Here is an 18,213-nt window from a genome sequence, read left to right as displayed (position 1 = left end):
TGTTATTTTATATCCAGATCCACGGAGTTTAGTCTCAATGAATTCAGAATCACAGACAGAGAACTGACGCTCATAGCAGCTGCTGCAATCATTGGTGATAATAGAATTCCAAAGAATGGATACAATAATCCTGCCGCTACCGGAACTCCGAGTACATTATATATAAATGCAAAGAACAGGTTTTCTTTAATATTTTTGAGAAGTTTTTCACTTAGTAATTTCGCTTTTGCAACCCCAAGAATATCTCCTTTTAATAAAGTAATCTCAGCGCTTTCAATGGCTACATCTGTTCCTGTTCCCATGGCAATTCCTACATTAGATTGGGCAAGGGCAGGAGAGTCATTAATTCCGTCTCCGGTCATAGCGACAATCTTACCTTGTTGTTGCAGCCTTTTTACTTCGTTCAGTTTATCTTCCGGAAGACAATTGGCTTTGAAATGTTTGATCCCTAATTCATCGGCTACGGCTTTAGCTGTATGTTCATTGTCTCCGGTCATCATAATGACATCAATTCCTTCGCTCATCAGCTGTTTAACTGCTTTTTTGGAGCTCTCCTTTATCTTATCCGTAAAACTGATGAAGCCAAGCACCTGCTGATCCTGTGCAATATAAGAGATGGTATGTGCCTTTGACTGTACTTCCACAGCTTTTTGTTTTAAATTTTCCGGAATGATGATCTGATGTGAGGTTAACAGGTTTTCATTTCCTAAATAAGCCGTTTTACCATTAATATTTCCTTTTACTCCTTTTCCTGAAATGTTTTCAAACTGATCTACTTTTTCAGAAGTTATATGTTCTTCTTTTGCTCTTTTTATTACAGCATTGGAAAGTGGATGTTCTGAGTTCTGATTCAATGAAAAGGCCAGTTTTAAAATCTGATTCTGATCTCCGGTTACGGTTTCAATATGTTCCACTGAAGGTTTTCCTTCCGTTAAAGTTCCTGTTTTATCTGTGATCAAAACATTTACTTTATTCATTTGTTCAAGAGCTTCTGCGTTTTTAATCAGGATTCCGTTTTTAGCACCTTTCCCGATTCCCACCATTAAGGACATAGGAGTTGCCAGCCCCAGGGCACACGGACATGCAACAATTAAAACTGCTACAGCATTCACGAATGCAAATAAAGTTCTTTTTCCTTCCGGGCCGAAAAACTGCCACAGAATAAAAGTAAGTACAGCAATAAGAATTACTACAGGAACAAATACTTTTGAAACTTTATCAGTAAGCTTCTGGATTGGAGCCTTGCTTCGGCTGGCTTCATTGACCATTTTAATGATCTGTGAAAGGAGAGTTTCATCGCCTACTTTTTCAGCCTTCATTATGAATACCTGATTGCCATTTATCGTTCCCGAAGATACTTTATCATCTACACTCTTTTCAACAGGAATAGGTTCACCGGTAATCATACTTTCGTCTACGATAGAATTTCCCTCTGTAATTTTTCCGTCCACAGGAATTTTTTCACCTGGTTTTACTTTTAATAAATCTCCTATTTTTACCTGAGACAGAAGTACTTTCTTTTCTTCACCATTTACAATGAGGTTGGCCTCGTCCGGTGAAAGATTCATCAATTCTTTGATGGCATTTCCTGTTTTTTTATGAGCGGCAGCTTCCATTAACTGACCTAAAATAACAAGGGTTAAAATTACACAGACCGCCTCAAAATATAGTGGAATTTCATGGTTGTGTCCACGAATTTCGTGCGGAATAATATCCGGGAATACTAACGCTGCAATACTGAAAATAAATGCAGCTGCCACACCCAAAACGATAAGACTGAACATGTTGAGATTCCATGTTTTAAAAGAAACCCAACCTCTTTTCAGCAGGAACCATCCGGAATAAAACATGACCGGAAGAGTCAAAGCAAGTTCAATAAATCCCTGAATCTGATGAGAAAAGGGAAAATTGATAAACATTCCGCCCATTGAAAGAATGAAAACAGGAATGGTGAATGCTAATGAGGTAATGAACTTCCTTTTTAATATATTGTATGTTTCATCTTCTTCATCGTCACCGCTGTCTGGCATTCTTACGAGATCCATTCCGCAGATCGGGCAGCTTCCTGGTTCATCACGAATGATTTCCGGGTGCATAGGACAGGTATATTTTGCTGTTTTCTTTTCCGGATATTTCACAAGATCCATCCCGCAGACAGGGCATCCTACATTGGAATCATAGGTTTTATCTCCTTCACAATACATAGGGCAGTAGTATCTGCCTGCCATCTCATCAGTTACTTTAGGAGCTTCGTGATTATGGCTGTGATGATCATGATGATTGTGAGCGTGGGCGTGAGAATGATGCTGGTGTGAACTTCCTTTTTGAACGAGTTCTTCAGTGATAGGCTCTAAATGCATGTAGCAAACCGGACAGTCTCCCTTTTCATCATATACTTTATCCCCTTCACAAAACATAGGGCAATAGTGTTTTCCAATACTGTTTTTAAAGTTTTCGGGAAGGTTGGTTACAGAATAAGTTGGCTTATGATTAGGATCTTTAGCTAGTTTTTCTTCAATGGGTACCAGATACATTTTGCATACAGGACATCTTTCACCTTGTTTGAAATATACTTTATCTCCTTCGCATTCCATTGGACAATAGTATACTGAAGACGGAGATACGCGGTCCTGAGGTTTTACAAAAGCTTTCTCAGGACTATTCGGATCTTCAAGTCTGTATTTTCCTATTTCTGCCAAAGCCTCATTTAAAACTGAAAGTTTTACTTCATGATCGGAAGTAATGGTTGCGGTATTGTTTTCCAGATTAACATCGGCTTGCACACCTTCAATATTGTTCAGTTGGTTAGAAATCTTTTTCTGACAGCCAGAACAGGTCATTCCGAGTATTTTATACTGTTGTTCCATGATTCTTAAAATTATAATACAAATTTCCAAAAAGGAACATTAAGGTTGTTATAAATTTAAGGATATTAGTTATAAAATTAGGTTGGAGATTTAAGAAGTGGGAGAATTGTAGGGTGTGAGAGTGCAAGCGTTTGAGAGTATGAGGGGTTGTAAGTGAAATTAGGAATAGTTAACTCTTTCACCCCATACTATCAAACGCTCATACTTATAGATTATCAAGCGCTTTACGGTTGTGTTCTTTAAGTTTTTTGAATTCAGTGGGAGTAAACCCAGTAGTATTCCGGAATTGGGAAGAGAGATGCTGAACGCTTTTATAGCCCAGCTTTCCTGCAATTTCAGTAAGATTGAATTCATTATAAAGAAGAAGTTCTTTTACCTTTTCAATTTTCTGAAGAATAAAGAACTGTTCTAATGTGATATTTTCGTTTTGTGAAAATGTTTTTGAAAGGGCACTGTAATCCTTATTAAGTTTTGAACTTAAAAATTCTGAAAGCAGAAAGTCTTCAGCAATATCAAGGTCGCTAATCTTTAAAATGATCAGATTTTTGATTTTCTCGGCAATCTGATGAGCAGAATCCATAATTCTTTCAAAACCTGTATCAAGCAGTTCTTTTTCTATGGCCTGCATCTTTTCAGGAGAAACTTCGGTTTCTGTTTCAGCTTCACCTAATAAGACCGCACTTGTTTTTACACCTGCATTACGGAAGATATTTTCCACTGCCGCAATGCACCTGTTGCAGACCATGTTTTTTATGAAAATCTTCATAGGCTGCTGTTTAACCTGTCTTTTACGAATTCAATCTGAGTTTTGCCATGGGGAGAAGGGTTGCCTTCCTCATCCAGGTTTACCATTACGATTTTTTCTACAGTAATAATGGTTTGATGGGTCATCTTATTTCGTACATCACATCTTAAAGTAACAGAGGAGGATCCGAAATGAGAAGCTTCAATCCCTATTTCTATAATGTCTCCCTGTTTGGCAGAGCTGACAAAATTAATTTCAGAGATAAATTTGGTCACCACTTTTGTATTTTCCAACTGGATAATAGCATATAATGCAGCTTCTTCATCAATCCATTGCAAGAGTCTTCCTCCGAAAAGAGAGTGATTAGGATTTAAATCTTCGGGTTTTACCCATTTTCTGGTATGGTAGTTCATCTTTTAATAATTTTGTAGTACAAATTTAGTGTTAATAGCTGATTTTTTCAACAGAATAGCATTTATTGATCTGAAAATAATGATTCATTTTCTCAATCATTTTCTTTTGGAGCGCATAGCTTTCGTTTTTGTAATAGAAATGTCATTCAGTAACGCGTGATATTCCTTGCTGTCTATAGGAACCAGGGCTACTTTCTCTTCTTTATTATGATGAATTCCGAATCCATATCTTTTGGCTAGTGGAGAAGCTCGAAGGCAGGCCTGGCCTGTGGAAAAGAATTTTTCTCTTTCTTCCTGTGTTTCATTTTCTGAAATATCATTTTTAATGGCATAGCACTCAAAAATAATGTCATCTGATGAATATTGATAAGGGTTGTTTATAAGTTTATCATATTGAAGATGGGCGACTGTTTTTTCTTTTTTCTCAGGAGGGATCTGAGCCTGGGAAACGGGACAATCTTCGGCTATTTCTATAAAGGTATTGGTGTAATTGGTGGTGTATTGTTTCATTTTCTGGGTTTTAATTGATATTTTTATTGAATTCAAATAGTAAAGAGACCTATAAATAGGATACTATCGTATGTATTTCAAGCGTATAGATACTTTAGTTAATTTTTATTTTGAAAATTTAACTAATTTTATAATAGTTGATTTTCGTATTTAAAGTATTGACAGTCAGTTTGTTTGTGTTGTTTTTGGTGGTTTTTATTTTATTAGACTCAACATAATGTGAGAAATATTAAAAAAAAGCTTTGATTTGAAGTTTTTAATTGTATCTTGCATACGTTTATATTTGGAATCAATATTTGTTCATTAATTTATGTTGTTTTTCTTTTATATACCAAATTTTTATTAATTTTTATAATTTATTCAAAATGAACATTTTTGTTTCAAACATCAATTACGCAACTAAAGAGTATGAGTTGCACGATCTATTCGCAGAATTTGGTGATGTATCATCAGCTAAAATCGTTACAGACAGAGAAACTGGTCGTTCTAGAGGTTTCGGTTTCGTAGAGATGGGTGATGAAGAAGGACAGCAGGCTATTGAAGCTCTTAATCAAAAAGAATTCAATGGAAAAGCTCTAAACGTATCTGAGGCTAAGCCTAGAGAAGAAAAACCAAGAAGAAGCTTCGACAACAACCGTGGCGGAGGTTATGGTGGTGGTAACAACAACCGTGGCGGTGGCTATGGTGGTGGTAACAACAACCGTGGCGGAGGCGGCGGAAATCGTTGGTAAAAAATATGAAGCGGCTTTTAGCCGCTTTTTTTATGCAATTTAATTTCCAGTAAATCATTTGATTAGAGTTTGTATTGAAATATTATGATGTTTTGGCATAATTTTAGAAAATTATCAATCAATCAAAAAGTAATTATAATGAAAAAACATTTATTAGCATTAATGATGGTGTTTGGCGGATTATTAATCAATGCACAAAGCATCTATGCGGGCCAGGCGATAAAGCAGGACAGAAAGTACTGGGCAGATAACGGAAGATATTATCTGATCTTTCAGAACGATGGAAACCTTGTTTATTATAGCAAATCCGGCGCTCCTGCATGGGAATCAAAAACTACAAACAGAGGGGTAAGAGCTATTTTTCAGGAAGATGGTAATCTTGTAGTATACACAAGAGGGAATGGTGTTGCTTTTAGTTCAAACACTTATGGTAAAGGAGCAGATAAGTTATCCGTTCAGGATGATGGTAATCTTGTTATTTACAATGGGTCTAACCCTTTATGGGCTTCTCAGGGAGGTTCAAAGGATAATAACAATAATGGGCGTGGCAATGATTATGTAAGAACCGGCCATAAATTCCGTAAAGATGTGAAGCTTTATTCTTCTGACCGTAATTATTATTTAGTTTTCCAGGATGATGGTAACCTGGTTTTGGCTAACAGAAACGGTAATCCGATCTGGGCTACTGCAACAGATAACAAAGGTGGCAGAGCTGAATTTCAAGGGGATGGAAACCTGGTTGTATATGATTCTTATAATAGAGCGGTATGGAGTTCAAATACTGACAGAAAAGGAGCTGTAAAACTTACGGTACAAAATGATGGGAATCTTGTGATCTATGGAGATTATTCTCCAATTTGGAGCTCAGGAACTCAGAGATAAAAATGCATATATACAATAAAAAAGACTGTCCTTTGGGCAGTCTTTTTTTGTAATTTATTGTTTTAATCTTATCAGAATATAAACATTCTCATAATAGATGCTGGCGACTGCATTGTCGGAATATTTTTCTTTTGTAATCTCACTGAAAATAAGTTTAACATGGTATTTGCCCAAATCGGATTCCATTGTTATTTCAGGAACTTTTACAGTTCCTTTTTTGTTTTTATTTTCTTCAAATAATTGAATGATTTGCGGTCCGAAATCTACTTCTTCCTTAGAATTTAATTTTAATATCAATGAGAATTTGTCAGTCAGCTGATCTGTAAGTTGAAACTGGTCTTCATTCAGTTTCTGTGGATCATTGCTGTAACGATGGAATGAAAGTAAATATTGATAATTTTGGATTCCTATGCTTTGTTTTTCAGGTACAAGAACTATTCTATTCAGGTCGTAAGGTCTGTTCTTTACGGTGATATTTACATTTGAAAATTTATCTTGAATCGTATAATTGACACTGTAAAATGAACCTTTTTCAATATTGTCTGATAATTCAGCCTGATCTTTTGGGTTCAGGAAATTTGATAAAAAATCACCTTGTTTTCTTTCTGCAAGAAATTCAAATTTATCAGCAATTTCATTACGGACTGTATCGGTAACTTTTTTATTGAAATTAATTTTACCGGCACTGATTAACTGATTTTGATTTAAAATCTTCATCAGTTCTGCCTTCTGACTTCTCTTGGCAACACTGAAAGCATTGAAATAAGGAAAGATTAAGGCAAAAGCTCCAAACAAAAATAAACTGACCGGAATAAACTTTATCGTAGCCTTTCTGCTGAAAATAAAATAGATAACAATACTTAACAGCCAAAGCGCGAGTAGAAAAACAAAGTATCTTGGTTCTGTGTAGCCATACTCCAGAATTCTTGTAAAAATAGCTGTGAAAAGAAGGATGATTAAAGGAACAATGGTGTAATAGAATGCCTTTGAAAAAATTTTAACCCATGATTTTGCATTTTCCTCTTTTAATGGATGTACCAGTAATAACGCCAGAATCCCAACAATACTGTAGGCTAAAACAAGGTACGAAACCCAGCCTCTTGGAAGCTGCCAGTTGATCAGGATTTTAAAAGAGTAAAAATAAAGAATTGCTACATAAATAAGAAGCAGCGGGATTAAGATAAATTGAGTGAAGAACTTTAAAACAACAGGATATGTTCCATCTTTTTCAAGATTATTTAAACCTTTATCACTGAATAAAAGGAAAATAAAACTACTTCCGAAAATAGCCAGAACAAAAAATGTATCGGTATAAATTCTGTGATGAAAATGAAAATCAAAAAGTTTATCAACGGCTAAAATAGCCAATTCAACGCCACCAGTTAAGACCCCAGTAAATACAACAGTCAGGAAAAAATTGACAAAAAGATTTTTGTTGTACTGCCAGAACCTGAGTTCCTTGTCTTTCTCAAGAAACGGAATAAAAGAAACCAGTAAGTGGGAGAGAAGTGCTGTAACTGCAATGATATAAACATAGATCTCTGTGAAATTATTCTTTTTATCGGGCAGAATACAATAGAATCCAATAAGGAAAGCAACTCCACAGAGGTGTAAGAGTAATTCTTTCCCGATTCTCTGTGATACCATTTTCAGGGCAAACATCAGTGAAATCCCGAGACAGGCACAAATGGTAAACTTAATATATGCTGTAACTTCATTAAGCTCTGTTTCAGCAATGCAGATAGCGCCAATTGCAGCTAATAAAGCTACTGCTAAAACAATCGGATAACGGAAAATGACTTCGCCGGCCCGGCTTAAAGTTTCCTGGAATTTTGTTTTCATGATTTGGTGTTTTTGAGGGTAAGATTAATCTTTTTTCTTCTTTTTCTTTTTGTCCTTGTCTTTCTCCTTCTCCTTCTCTTTTCCTTTGGTTTTCTTTTCTTTTTTAGGACTTAAGATTTCTTCAGCAAATTCAAACTTAGGTTCTTCAATTTTTGCTGGTTTTATTTCGATTTTAAGATCAAAATGACCTTTCATATCTTCCTGTGAAATTAATTTTTCACTTAATAAAAGTTCCAGAATCTCCTTCCCAGAATTATTAAAAAAGTTATGTGAAAGTTCTTTCAAAAGGAATTTTTTATATCCATCCAAAGGAACAAGTACAGTATATTTGAAGATTCTTCCTTCTTTTACAGTGGATAGATAGCCTTTCTCAACCAATATTTTCAAATAAGTGGAAACCGTATTCTGGTGTGGTTTCGGTTCCGGATGCTGCTCCATAACGTCCTTCAGATAGAAAGATTCCATTTTCCAAAACAGCTTCATAAAGTTTTCTTCTGCGGCAGTAAGATGATTTATTTTCATAGAGTATTCTAATGTTGAAATTGAATATTGCAATAAAGATAGATAAAAGATACCATAAAAGCTATTCCAGCCCCCATAAATACTTCTTTTACCGTATGTCTTTTTAAAATAACACGGGTAATTCCTACTAAAGCGGCAATTCCCAGCCATAGCAGACCCATTTTCCAGTCAAGGCTAAAGAATAAAGCAGCTACAAATATATTGAATGCAGTATGCATTGAACTTTTGATGAAAAGATTGCTGATCTGTAAAGCAAAAAGAAGAATTAAAATAAACAGCATGACAAGATCAACAGATCCGTTTCTGATGTAATTGAAAAGAAGATAGGCAATCACACAGGCTGCAATAAATATATACAGCGTTTTTCTTTGAACCCGGTTGGATACGTCCATATTGGTATATCTTCCTGTTTTCACATTCCATACCAGCCAAATGACAACCGGAATAATAATCATTGCTAATATAGGAATGAAGTACATCATAGAATCTTTAAGGGTATATTCCCGGATGCTCATATAGATAAAAAATAGGATCAGAGAGACCAGAGGATTGAAAAAATCAGAGATGACTTTTGAAATTTTGTGTAATAATGAAGACTGCTTTTCTTCCATAATCAAGTTTAAAAACCAAATATACCATTATAACCTCAAAAAACAAACGGAAAACAGAGGTGTGAAAGAGAGCGTTTCATGTAAAAACAATTCAGTATCAGTTGCTTTTGGTGAAATGAGATCTTTCTCAGTCATTTTAAATTAATATTAAATTTTGCCGAAAATGTATACCTTTAATTCATCAGTTTTAATCTTATTTTATAATGAAACATCTATTCACATTCCTATTAATAATCGCAAGTTATTTTACTTTCGGACAAAAGCTTTCTCAGGGGAATACTTCTGGGCTGCCAGTTCCTGTACATCAGTTAAGGATTTATGAAGTTCCCAAAGAGAATAAACAGGTTTTTCTGGATCGTTTTCGAGACCATGCACTCAGAATAATGAAGAAATATGGTTTTACTATTGTATCGATATGGGAATCAGAGTTCAGGGACAAAGTAGAATTTGTTTACCTGCTTGAGTGGAAGGATGAAGCTGCTATGAAAACTGCATGGGAAGGATTTATGGCAGATAAAGAATGGAAGGAAATTAAAGCCAGGACAGCAAAGCAATATGGCAATTTCGTTAATGAAATTGAAGACAGAACCTTGAAGCTTACAGATTTTTCCCCGGAAAAAAAGCTGTTGAAATAACCAAAAGATATATTAACAATAATTAAAGAGGAAAGAAATAAGAGAACAAAAAGTAATGAATTCTGATATCCTCAACTAATGGATTGTTTCAGAAAAACCTTATGAATAGGATGTTTTTTTATATATCGTGGTAAGAAATGAACGGATAAAACGTGGCTTTATAAGTCTTTCCCCGGGTCGAAAATTAAGAATAATCCATTCGGCCTGCAAATAGATTTTACAGAAAAAGCGAAAAGTTATCTATGTATAGAATAAAAACAAAGTTTTTTTCATAATTTTGCTCAACTATTTCATCATAAAAAAGCAAGAGCTAACACATGAAAGAATTTTCTAAAGAGGTATACCTGAAGTGGTATGAAGATATGACAATGTGGAGAAGGTTTGAAGACAAATGCCGTTCTCTTTACCTAAAACAAAAGATCAGAGGATTTTTACATTTGTATAACGGTCAGGAAGCTATCCCTGCAGGATTCACGCACGCAATGGATTTGACAAAGGATAGTATGATTACTGCTTACAGATGCCACATCCATCCAATGGCGATGGGAGTAGATCCTAAAAGAATCATGGCTGAACTTTGCGGTAAAGCTACAGGAACATCCGGAGGTATGGGTGGATCTATGCACATTTTCAGCAAAGAACACCGTTTTTATGGAGGACACGGTATCGTTGGAGGACAAATTCCTTTGGGAGCAGGTATTGCTTTTGCAGATAAATATTTTGACAGAAAAGCAGTGAACATTTGTTTCTTCGGAGACGGAGCTGCAAGACAAGGTTCTTTACATGAGACATTCAACATGGCAATGAACTGGAAACTTCCTGTAGTATTTGTGGTAGAAAACAACCAATATGCAATGGGAACTTCTGTAAAAAGAACTGCCAACCACGAAGATATCTATAAATTAGGATTAGGATACGAAATGCCTTGTCTTGCTGTAGATGCAATGGATCCTGAAAAAGTAGCTGAAGCTGCTTATGAGGCTATTGAAAGAGCAAGAAGAGGAGACGGACCTACATTCATTGAAGCAAGAACATACCGTTACAGAGGACACTCTATGTCTGATGCTGAGCCATACAGATCTAAAGAAGAAGTGGCTATTCATAAAAACGATGACCCAATCGAGCTTGTAAAACACAGAATTTTAGAAAACGGATGGGCTACGGAAGCAGACTTGGAAGTTACAGACAATAAGTCAAGAGACTTTGTTGACGAGTGTATCGAATTTATGGAAAATTCTCCATATCCAGAAGTAGAAAAGATCTATGAGTATGTATATGCTCAGGAAAACTATCCATTCCTAGACAAATTAGAAAATTAATAATTAGATAATTTGAGAATTTGAAAATGAATTAGATTTTTTAATTCTCTCATCATCACATTAACAAATTATCATATTAGAAAATTATGGCAGAAGTAATTACGATGCCCCGCCTATCCGACACTATGACGGAAGGTAAAGTGGCAAAATGGCATAAAAAAGTAGGAGATAAAGTAAAAGAAGGAGATATTTTAGCCGAAATTGAAACTGACAAAGCGGTACAGGATTTCGAATCTGAAATAGAAGGGACCCTTTTATACGTTGGCGTAGAAGAAGGAGGTGCTGCTGCTGTAGACTCTGTTTTGGCTATTATCGGGAATGAAGGAGAAGATATTTCAGGATTGACAGGTGGAGCTCCTGCTCCCGCTGCAGGAACTGAAGAAAAAAAATCAGAAGAACAACCTAAAGCAGAAACTGCTGCACCTGCTGCAACAGAAGTTCCGGCTGGAGTAGAAGTTATTACAATGCCAAGACTTTCTGATACTATGACAGAAGGTAAAGTCGCTAAATGGCACAAAAATGTAGGCGATACAGTAAAAGAAGGAGATCTTCTTGCTGAGATCGAAACAGATAAAGCGGTACAGGATTTCGAATCTGAATTCAATGGAGTATTATTGAAGCAAGGGGTAGAAGAAGGTGGTGCTGCTCCGGTAGATTCAGTATTAGCAATCATTGGCCCTGCAGGAACAGATGTTTCAGCTGTAGGAGCTCCAAAAGCAGCTGCTTCATCAACAGAAAAACCAGCTGAACAAAAAGCAGAAATTAAAACAGAAGAAAAAGCGGCTCCTGCTGTAGATTCTTCATCTTCTGACAGAGTAGCAATCTCTCCACTGGCTAAGAAAATGGCTCAGGATAAAGGAGTTGATATCCACAGTGTTCAGGGATCTGGTGAAAACGGAAGAATCGTTAAAAAAGATATTGAAAACTATCAGCCAGCTGCGAAACCAGCTGCTTCGGCTCCAACAGTAAGTGTTGCTGCTCCGGTTGCAGTAAATTTCGTTCAGGGTGAAGATACAGAGACTCCAAACTCACAGGTAAGAAATATTATTGCAAAACGTCTTGCTGAAAGTAAATTCTCTGCACCTCACTATTATCTGATGGTTGAGATTAACATGGATAAAGCAATTGAAGCGAGAAAAGAAATCAATTCTTTACCTGATACTAAGATCTCTTTCAATGATATGATCATTAAAGCTACTGCAATTGCTTTAAGAAAACACCCTCAGGTGAATTCAAGCTGGGCAGGAGATAAGATCATCCACAGAGGAAATATTAATATTGGTGTAGCAGTAGCTATTCCTGACGGATTGGTAGTTCCTGTATTGAAAAATACAGATCAGATGACGTATACTCAGATTTCTGCATCCGTAAAAGATATGGCATCAAGAGCTAAGAGCAAAGGTCTTAAAGCTAACGAAATGGAAGGATCTACATTCTCTATTTCCAACTTAGGAATGTTCGGAATCGAAACATTTACAAGTATCATTAACCAGCCAAACTCTGCTATCCTTTCAGTAGGAGCCATTATCGAGAAACCTATCGTTAAAGATGGTCAGATCGTAGTTGGAAACACCATGAAACTTTCATTGGCATGTGACCACAGAGTGGTAGACGGTGCTACTGGTGCTCAATTCCTACAGACATTAAGAACCTATTTAGAAAGTCCATTAACATTGTTACTGTAATTTTCTGAATTAAGAATATTGAAACCTCCCAAATTGGGAGGTTTTTTTGTTTTTGTCAATAGCTGGATAACGCCATAATATTTCACAAACTTTATAGGTGTAAAATAAATGTAAAAACTAGGAGATTGAATTTTATACTACCAATATCTGATTCTCATAATCAACAAGAATAAATTTTAGAAAATCAATTAAATATAATATGCCTTCGGAATTATTTGAAGATTTTTATGATGATGTCAATTTGAGAATTAAAAATTATCACTGTATTTTTTGATGGAATTTCAAAATCAAATTACTATTTTTGAATCATGATTAAAGCAAGAAATATCCATAAATCTTATGGAAATTTAGAAGTACTGAAAGGAGTTGATATTCACATCAAAATGGGCGAGGTGGTTTCTATTGTAGGAGAATCAGGAGCAGGTAAATCTACGTTGCTGCAGATTTTAGGAACGCTGGATAATCCGAGCCAATCAAACAAATATGATACTGAAATTGAAATAGCAGGAGAGTCATTTATTAATATGAATGATAAGCAGCTGTCAAAATTCAGAAATCAGAATATCGGTTTTGTATTTCAGTTTCATCAGCTTCTTCCGGAGTTTACAGCACTGGAAAATGTATTACTTCCGACAAAGATTGCCGGAGCTAATGAAAAAGAGGCGCTTGAAAAGGCTTATGCTTTATTTGAAGATTTAAAAATAGAACAAAGGCTACAGCATAAACCCAATCAGCTTTCAGGTGGAGAAGCGCAAAGGGTAGCAGTAGCGAGAGCTTTAATCAATTCACCTAAAATCATTTTTGCGGATGAGCCTACAGGAAACCTTGATTCCAAGAACGCGGATGATCTTCACAGATTATTTTTTGATCTGAGAGATAAATATAATCAGACCTTTGTCATTGTAACCCATAACCCGAATCTAGCAGAAATTACAGACCGTAAATTGGTCATGAAAGACGGAATGATTATAGAATAAAAGTATACAGCACCGGATGATGAAACACTTTATTTTTCTTTTTATAATTTTAATTTCCTGTTCAAAAGCTGAATCCCAGCAATTGAATTCACTGATTGTGCCCCAGGCAAAGATTTCAGAGATTAAAAATTATATCAAAGGAAAAGAATATAACCAGGAACTGGCTGTTTTTATCAACTTTAAACTTCCTTCCGGCAAATACCGTTATTTCATTTATAATCTGAAAAATAATACAATTATACAGCAGGCTGTTGTATCTCATGGTTCAGGTTCTGTCATTCCAAAATCAGATGCTTTACAATTCAGTAATGTTGAAGGCTCCTATCAGTCATCTCTGGGGAAATATGCCATTGGAGAAAGCTATGTAGGGAAATTTGGAAAAGCTTACCGCTTAAAAGGCCTTGATTCTACTAACAGCAATGCAATGCAGAGGGCAATTGTTCTTCATTCCTATGGCTGTATTCCGGATGTGGAATCCCAGACTCCGGCATGTTTAAGCTTAGGGTGCCCGATGCTTTCAGCAAATGCTTTTAAAGAAACAGCAAAATATATTGATCAGTCGACAAAGCCGGTGATCTTATATGCATTTTATTAATTTATAATCTCTTTTCCATGACTATAAAATTTCTTGCAGAAGATGACAGACCCAGAGAAAAGTTTTTGCAGAAAGGCAAAAGCTCACTTTCTGATTCTGAACTCCTGGCTATTATTATGGGAAGTGGAAATAAAGAGGAGAATGCAGTAGAGCTTGCAAGAAAAATATTAATTTCCGTCAATAATAACTGGCATCAGCTAAGTCTACTTTCCGTTAAAGATCTGATAAAGTTTAAAGGAATTGGAGAGACAAAAGCTATTTCTATTATCTCAGCCTTAGAAATTGGAAGAAGGAGAATAGGGCAGGAAATTCCGGAAAAAGCAATCATTGGGAACAGTAATGATGCTTATGTGATTCTCAAAAATCAGCTTTCTGATTTAAGAACGGAAGAGTTCTGGGCTATTTTCCTTAACAACAGCAACAAAGTGATTCATGTTTCGCAGCTTACCCAAGGAGGAATCAGCCAGTCTATTGTAGATGTCAGAATTCTCTATAAAACAGCGTTGGAGCATTTTTCAACAGGCATTATCATTGCCCACAATCACCCCTCCGGCAGCTTAAAGCCAAGCAGGGAAGATATCAGCATTACACAAAAAATAAAAGAGGCAGGAAATACATTAAGTATCCAGCTTTTGGACCATATTATTGTCACGCAGGATACCTATTTTAGTTTCTCAGATGCAGGATTACTATGATTAGAAGATTAAAATACCATGAAATTGATTTTGTAAAATATACTCAATGTTTAGAAAATTCCGAACAAAGAAAATATTCTGCTGCAAAAGATTTTTTAGATACAACTTCTACCATGCCATGGGAAATTCTGGTTTATAAAGATTATGAAGCCGTAATGCCCGTACCTTTTGTAAGAAAATATGGGATGAAAATTGTTCACAATCCGAAGCTTTGCCAGCAGCTCGGTGTTTTTTCCACTAAAGATGATGTAGACCTTAATGAGGCTTTTTTAGAATATCTGGAAAAAAATTACATGATCAGGGCATATCCGTTTAATGATGTAAACCAGCTTCGTACCAAGATCAGAATCAAAAAGAACTTTTTATTGTACCCTGATACTTATGAGAAAGTATCTGCCAATTATTCTCCCAAAAGAAAAAGAAAACTTCGGTTAGATGAAAAAGTTTTAAAAGAAACAGAAATCCAAGCCATTTCCTATGACCAAGCAAAGACCTTTATTGAAGCTAATACAATTGGACTGAGCAAAGACAATGATCTGTGTGAATTCATGAGGATTTTCGAAAGTTTCTACAAGTTAGGTTACCTGAAATTTACGGCTTTTTATTATCAGCATAAAATTGTCAATGTGATTGCGATGTATTCAGACTGCAATATGGTGGCGCTTTTAGGTAATTTTAATGATAAAGATTATGTCAAATTATCCGGGGCATCCGTATTGATTGATCATACCATTAAAGAAAATATTGAAAATCATATCTTTGACTTTGAAGGGGGAGAATTACCCAATATTGAAGAGTTTTTCAGAGGTTTTCGTCCAGAATTAAGACCTTACGGAATTATTGAAAATTCAAAAAAGAACCTTTTTAAAAAATTAGGATATCTTATCATGAGAGGGAAGCCCTTTTTATGATGAAAAGCATTGTTTAGATTGGTTCTAATTAAGTAATATTCCGTAACTTTATAAAATCCTTAGTAAAACAGTTATGTTACAACAGATTCGTCAGTACAAACTATCATATATGCTTTATAACTTATTTAAAAAGAATAAGTTAAAACATAACATTCCGCTGTATAAAAAATACGGTATCAATAAGAACTATTTTTCAAGTATTTCAAGTAAAGATTTTGCTCATCTTCCCACCAGCAACAGAGGAGTAGATTATGCAAAACTAACAGAAACTCCTTTTTTTAAGAAGCTGTCGGAAGAAAATAAAGAAAGTACGCTCCGGTATGATGACAATGGTTACCTGATTCTAAGGAATTTCCTGACTCCGGAAACGGCTGATCAAATCAATACAGAAATTGATAAGCTAATGGAAGACGGAACACTGAAGTTTATTTATGGAGGAAAACTGATGTTTGCCATTCATCATTCGGAAATCATTAGAAATATCGGAAGTGACAAAGAACTGTTAGACTTTTTATCCATTTTAATGGATGGGAAATCTAAACTTTTCCAAAGTATCAACTTCATCAACGGAAGCCAGCAAAAAACACATTCAGACAGTATTCATATGACCACCTATCCTTTGGGAGGATTGTTGGGAGTCTGGATTGCATTGGAAGATGTGGATGAAAGTAACGGGGCTTTACATTATATTCCTAAAAGCCATAAACTTCCTTATTTCCTGAATTCTGATTATGATAATGAAGGTACAGCGCTGAAAATCGGTAAGAAAAGCTACAGAGCTTATGAAACCTTCCTTGAAGATAAAGTAAAAGAGTTGAGATTGAAAAAAGAAGTTTTTAAAGCTAAAAAAGGAGATTTATTGATCTGGCATGCCAATATTCTTCACGGCGGCGAACCTCATACAGATAAAAACAGAACGAGAAAAAGCCTTGTCTATCATTTCTTTGACGAAAATAGTGTTTGCTATCACGAAGTGACCCAAAGGCCGGCATTGTTTGAATTGTAACCCTTTATCATAAAAGCTTTTTATAAGAATATAAGTTTAAATGATAGTTTTTTTACATTTGTGTACTTATAATATCAACGTATGAAAAAAAGGGAAAATATTTTTGTTTTTATATTTTCAATTTATGTATGCCTCATGTCGTACTACCTATATACCAACCATTATTACAATACTGATATGGAGGCTTATATGGGATTGATGTATAAAACAGAATATCCCGATATGAAAATTGAAGAAATTCATCAGAAAGTATATGATGAATTGCGGGAAAAGAATCCTGATTTTGCAGGATTAGGGCCTGTAGACCCAATGGCGAAAGAAATAGCAAAGGGCGAAAGTACATATTACAAAATATTATCACAAAACCCTAAAGCCTATGAAGAAGAATTGCAGCTTTTTGTGGTGAAACCTTTTTATAATTTCATCAATTGGTCATTCTTTAAACTAGGTTTTAGTGCGTCTGCTTCTAACTCTTTAATTTCAGTTATTTCTTACGCCTTGATTCTTATTCTGATTTTCAGCTTTTTGATAAAAATTCTGAAAAATTATCCTCTTGCTTTTATCATCACGATTTTAATTTCCTTATTCAAACCTTTTCCGGAGTCAGCCAGACACATCTCAGCAGATTCTTTATCATGTCTGTTGCTTCTTTTGAGCTTCTATGTATTTTTAGTAAGAAGAAATTTATTTCTTGCGGGAATTTTTGCTATGTTGTGTGTTCTTACAAGACCTGAGTATTTTATTTTTTATTCTTTCCTGTATACTCTTATTTACCTTTATAGGAATAAACTTCAGGTGAAAACAGGTCCATTATTCATATCATACGGATATCTGTTTCTTTCCTTCTTTTTGATACAGACTTTTAATCAGGTTTCGTGGTCTACACTCTTTATGAATCAGTTTACTAAAGTTCAGATCTATCCTGTGTCACAGCCTGATGCGTTTATCTTTTCTGATTATATTCACTTTATTAAAAGCAAAATGATGCTGGAGTTCAACTCCTCCTATTTTCCGGTTCTGTTGATTTTTATAATCATTATTCTGGCTAATCATTTTTCATTCCGTAATAAAAATAATCAGGCTCAGGCCTTGTTTTTTGCTATTATTTATGGAACGGTCTTGCTTAGATTTTTGGTTTTTCCGTCTCTGGCAAACAGGATGATGGTGGGCTTTTATCTTATAATTATACTCGCGTTGATCTATATACAGATTTCTAAAGTGGATATCTTTAAAAACTCTTTAGAAGACGGAAAATAATTAGTAATTT

At 35.2% G+C, this 18,213-nt stretch carries 18 protein-coding genes; 11 read left to right on the top strand and 7 right to left on the bottom strand.

Going from position 1 to position 18,213, the window contains the following annotated elements; genetic code table 11:
* Positions 1-2: 2 nt before the first annotated feature.
* From GFU89_RS05055 to GFU89_RS05040, 4 genes are all read right to left on the bottom strand, one after another.
* Positions 3-2,867 carry a heavy metal translocating P-type ATPase gene (locus GFU89_RS05055; protein WP_318846116.1) on the bottom strand — a complete coding sequence of 955 codons (2,865 nt, stop codon included), beginning with the start codon at positions 2,865-2,867 and terminating at the stop codon, positions 3-5.
* Positions 2,868-3,072: 205 nt separating this feature from the next.
* A complete protein-coding gene (locus GFU89_RS05050; protein WP_318846115.1) occupies positions 3,073-3,633 on the bottom strand; it encodes an AraC family transcriptional regulator in 561 nt (186 codons plus the stop codon).
* Positions 3,630-4,025 (bottom strand): acyl-CoA thioesterase, encoded by a 396-nt coding sequence (locus GFU89_RS05045; protein WP_318846114.1) that lies wholly within the window; start codon positions 4,023-4,025, stop codon positions 3,630-3,632. Before GFU89_RS05045 ends, GFU89_RS05050 begins: the two co-directional genes overlap by 4 nt.
* A 96-nt stretch (positions 4,026-4,121) precedes the next feature.
* Positions 4,122-4,535, bottom strand: a complete 414-nt coding sequence (locus GFU89_RS05040; RefSeq protein ID WP_318846113.1) for a DUF6157 family protein — start codon at positions 4,533-4,535, stop codon at positions 4,122-4,124.
* Between the two features lie 365 nt (positions 4,536-4,900).
* Here GFU89_RS05040 and GFU89_RS05035 point away from each other — a divergent pair, with 365 nt between their 5' ends.
* On the top strand, positions 4,901-5,266 hold the full coding sequence (locus GFU89_RS05035; RefSeq protein WP_047384580.1) for an RNA recognition motif domain-containing protein: 366 nt from the start codon (positions 4,901-4,903) through the stop codon (positions 5,264-5,266).
* 138 nt (positions 5,267-5,404) lie between these two features.
* The gene (locus tag GFU89_RS05030) at positions 5,405-6,148 is read left to right on the top strand and encodes a hypothetical protein (RefSeq protein ID WP_318846112.1); all 744 of its coding nucleotides are present in this window, start codon (positions 5,405-5,407) and stop codon (positions 6,146-6,148) included.
* A 54-nt stretch (positions 6,149-6,202) separates the two neighbouring features.
* On the opposite strand, the gene GFU89_RS05025 is transcribed toward GFU89_RS05030, so the two are convergent.
* From GFU89_RS05025 to GFU89_RS05015, 3 genes are read right to left on the bottom strand one after another with little or no spacing between them, the layout of a single operon-like run.
* Positions 6,203-7,990 (bottom strand): DUF4153 domain-containing protein, encoded by a 1,788-nt coding sequence (locus tag GFU89_RS05025; protein WP_318846111.1) that lies wholly within the window; start codon positions 7,988-7,990, stop codon positions 6,203-6,205.
* Positions 7,991-8,014: 24 nt separating this feature from the next.
* Positions 8,015-8,512: a BlaI/MecI/CopY family transcriptional regulator gene (locus GFU89_RS05020; RefSeq protein WP_318846110.1), complete on the bottom strand. Its 498-nt coding sequence runs from the start codon at positions 8,510-8,512 to the stop codon at positions 8,015-8,017.
* An 8-nt stretch (positions 8,513-8,520) separates the two neighbouring features.
* On the bottom strand, positions 8,521-9,123 hold the full coding sequence (locus tag GFU89_RS05015; RefSeq protein WP_318846109.1) for a phosphatase PAP2 family protein: 603 nt from the start codon (positions 9,121-9,123) through the stop codon (positions 8,521-8,523).
* Positions 9,124-9,326: 203 nt separating this feature from the next.
* On the opposite strand from GFU89_RS05015, the gene GFU89_RS05010 reads away from it, so the two are divergent.
* The 9 genes from GFU89_RS05010 to GFU89_RS04970 all read left to right on the top strand — a co-directional run bounded on the left by GFU89_RS05010 (position 9,327) and on the right by GFU89_RS04970 (position 18,203).
* A complete protein-coding gene (locus GFU89_RS05010) occupies positions 9,327-9,758 on the top strand; it encodes an NIPSNAP family protein (protein ID WP_318846108.1) in 432 nt (143 codons plus the stop codon).
* A gap of 317 nt (positions 9,759-10,075) precedes the next feature.
* The gene (pdhA, locus tag GFU89_RS05005; protein WP_318846107.1) at positions 10,076-11,077 is read left to right on the top strand and encodes a pyruvate dehydrogenase (acetyl-transferring) E1 component subunit alpha; all 1,002 of its coding nucleotides are present in this window, start codon (positions 10,076-10,078) and stop codon (positions 11,075-11,077) included.
* An 86-nt stretch (positions 11,078-11,163) separates the two neighbouring features.
* Positions 11,164-12,762, top strand: coding sequence for a 2-oxo acid dehydrogenase subunit E2 (locus GFU89_RS05000; RefSeq protein WP_318846106.1), 1,599 nt, complete (start codon positions 11,164-11,166; stop codon positions 12,760-12,762).
* A 308-nt stretch (positions 12,763-13,070) separates the two neighbouring features.
* Positions 13,071-13,739: an ABC transporter ATP-binding protein gene (locus GFU89_RS04995; RefSeq protein WP_318846105.1), complete on the top strand. Its 669-nt coding sequence runs from the start codon at positions 13,071-13,073 to the stop codon at positions 13,737-13,739.
* Between the two features lie 82 nt (positions 13,740-13,821).
* The gene (locus tag GFU89_RS04990; RefSeq protein WP_318846104.1) at positions 13,822-14,334 is read left to right on the top strand and encodes a murein L,D-transpeptidase catalytic domain-containing protein; all 513 of its coding nucleotides are present in this window, start codon (positions 13,822-13,824) and stop codon (positions 14,332-14,334) included.
* Positions 14,335-14,351: 17 nt separating this feature from the next.
* Positions 14,352-15,029, top strand: coding sequence for a RadC family protein (gene radC, locus GFU89_RS04985; RefSeq protein WP_318846103.1), 678 nt, complete (start codon positions 14,352-14,354; stop codon positions 15,027-15,029).
* Entirely contained in the window at positions 15,026-15,940 is a 915-nt protein-coding gene (locus GFU89_RS04980; RefSeq protein WP_318846102.1) for a hypothetical protein, read from the top strand. The genes radC and GFU89_RS04980 overlap by 4 nt, the downstream gene beginning before the upstream one ends.
* A gap of 109 nt (positions 15,941-16,049) precedes the next feature.
* Positions 16,050-16,946: a phytanoyl-CoA dioxygenase family protein gene (locus tag GFU89_RS04975; protein ID WP_318846101.1), complete on the top strand. Its 897-nt coding sequence runs from the start codon at positions 16,050-16,052 to the stop codon at positions 16,944-16,946.
* Between the two features lie 135 nt (positions 16,947-17,081).
* Positions 17,082-18,203, top strand: coding sequence for a hypothetical protein (locus tag GFU89_RS04970; RefSeq protein ID WP_318846100.1), 1,122 nt, complete (start codon positions 17,082-17,084; stop codon positions 18,201-18,203).
* The last annotated feature ends 10 nt before the right edge of the window (positions 18,204-18,213 follow it).

Origin of the sequence: Chryseobacterium sp. JV558 (assembly GCF_033712365.1) — a bacterium.
Classification (GTDB): domain Bacteria; phylum Bacteroidota; class Bacteroidia; order Flavobacteriales; family Weeksellaceae; genus Chryseobacterium.
Note: the sequence above shows the minus strand (reverse complement) of the source record. Positions and strands in the feature narration are given on the sequence as shown.

Coding starts and splice junctions, on each gene's coding strand:
- GFU89_RS05015 (WP_318846109.1), bottom strand. CDS start 9,123: ATGGAAGAAAAGCAGTCTTCATTATTACACAAAATTTCAAAAGTCATC.
- GFU89_RS05055 (WP_318846116.1), bottom strand. CDS start 2,867: ATGGAACAACAGTATAAAATACTCGGAATGACCTGTTCTGGCTGTCAG.
- GFU89_RS05010 (WP_318846108.1), top strand. CDS start 9,327: ATGAAACATCTATTCACATTCCTATTAATAATCGCAAGTTATTTTACT.
- GFU89_RS05025 (WP_318846111.1), bottom strand. CDS start 7,990: ATGAAAACAAAATTCCAGGAAACTTTAAGCCGGGCCGGCGAAGTCATT.
- GFU89_RS04980 (WP_318846102.1), top strand. CDS start 15,026: ATGATTAGAAGATTAAAATACCATGAAATTGATTTTGTAAAATATACT.
- GFU89_RS04970 (WP_318846100.1), top strand. CDS start 17,082: ATGTCGTACTACCTATATACCAACCATTATTACAATACTGATATGGAG.
- radC (WP_318846103.1), top strand. CDS start 14,352: ATGACTATAAAATTTCTTGCAGAAGATGACAGACCCAGAGAAAAGTTT.
- GFU89_RS05045 (WP_318846114.1), bottom strand. CDS start 4,025: ATGAACTACCATACCAGAAAATGGGTAAAACCCGAAGATTTAAATCCT.
- pdhA (WP_318846107.1), top strand. CDS start 10,076: ATGAAAGAATTTTCTAAAGAGGTATACCTGAAGTGGTATGAAGATATG.
- GFU89_RS05020 (WP_318846110.1), bottom strand. CDS start 8,512: ATGAAAATAAATCATCTTACTGCCGCAGAAGAAAACTTTATGAAGCTG.
- GFU89_RS05035 (WP_047384580.1), top strand. CDS start 4,901: ATGAACATTTTTGTTTCAAACATCAATTACGCAACTAAAGAGTATGAG.
- GFU89_RS04995 (WP_318846105.1), top strand. CDS start 13,071: ATGATTAAAGCAAGAAATATCCATAAATCTTATGGAAATTTAGAAGTA.
- GFU89_RS05000 (WP_318846106.1), top strand. CDS start 11,164: ATGGCAGAAGTAATTACGATGCCCCGCCTATCCGACACTATGACGGAA.
- GFU89_RS05030 (WP_318846112.1), top strand. CDS start 5,405: ATGAAAAAACATTTATTAGCATTAATGATGGTGTTTGGCGGATTATTA.
- GFU89_RS05040 (WP_318846113.1), bottom strand. CDS start 4,535: ATGAAACAATACACCACCAATTACACCAATACCTTTATAGAAATAGCC.
- GFU89_RS04975 (WP_318846101.1), top strand. CDS start 16,050: ATGCTTTATAACTTATTTAAAAAGAATAAGTTAAAACATAACATTCCG.
- GFU89_RS05050 (WP_318846115.1), bottom strand. CDS start 3,633: ATGAAGATTTTCATAAAAAACATGGTCTGCAACAGGTGCATTGCGGCA.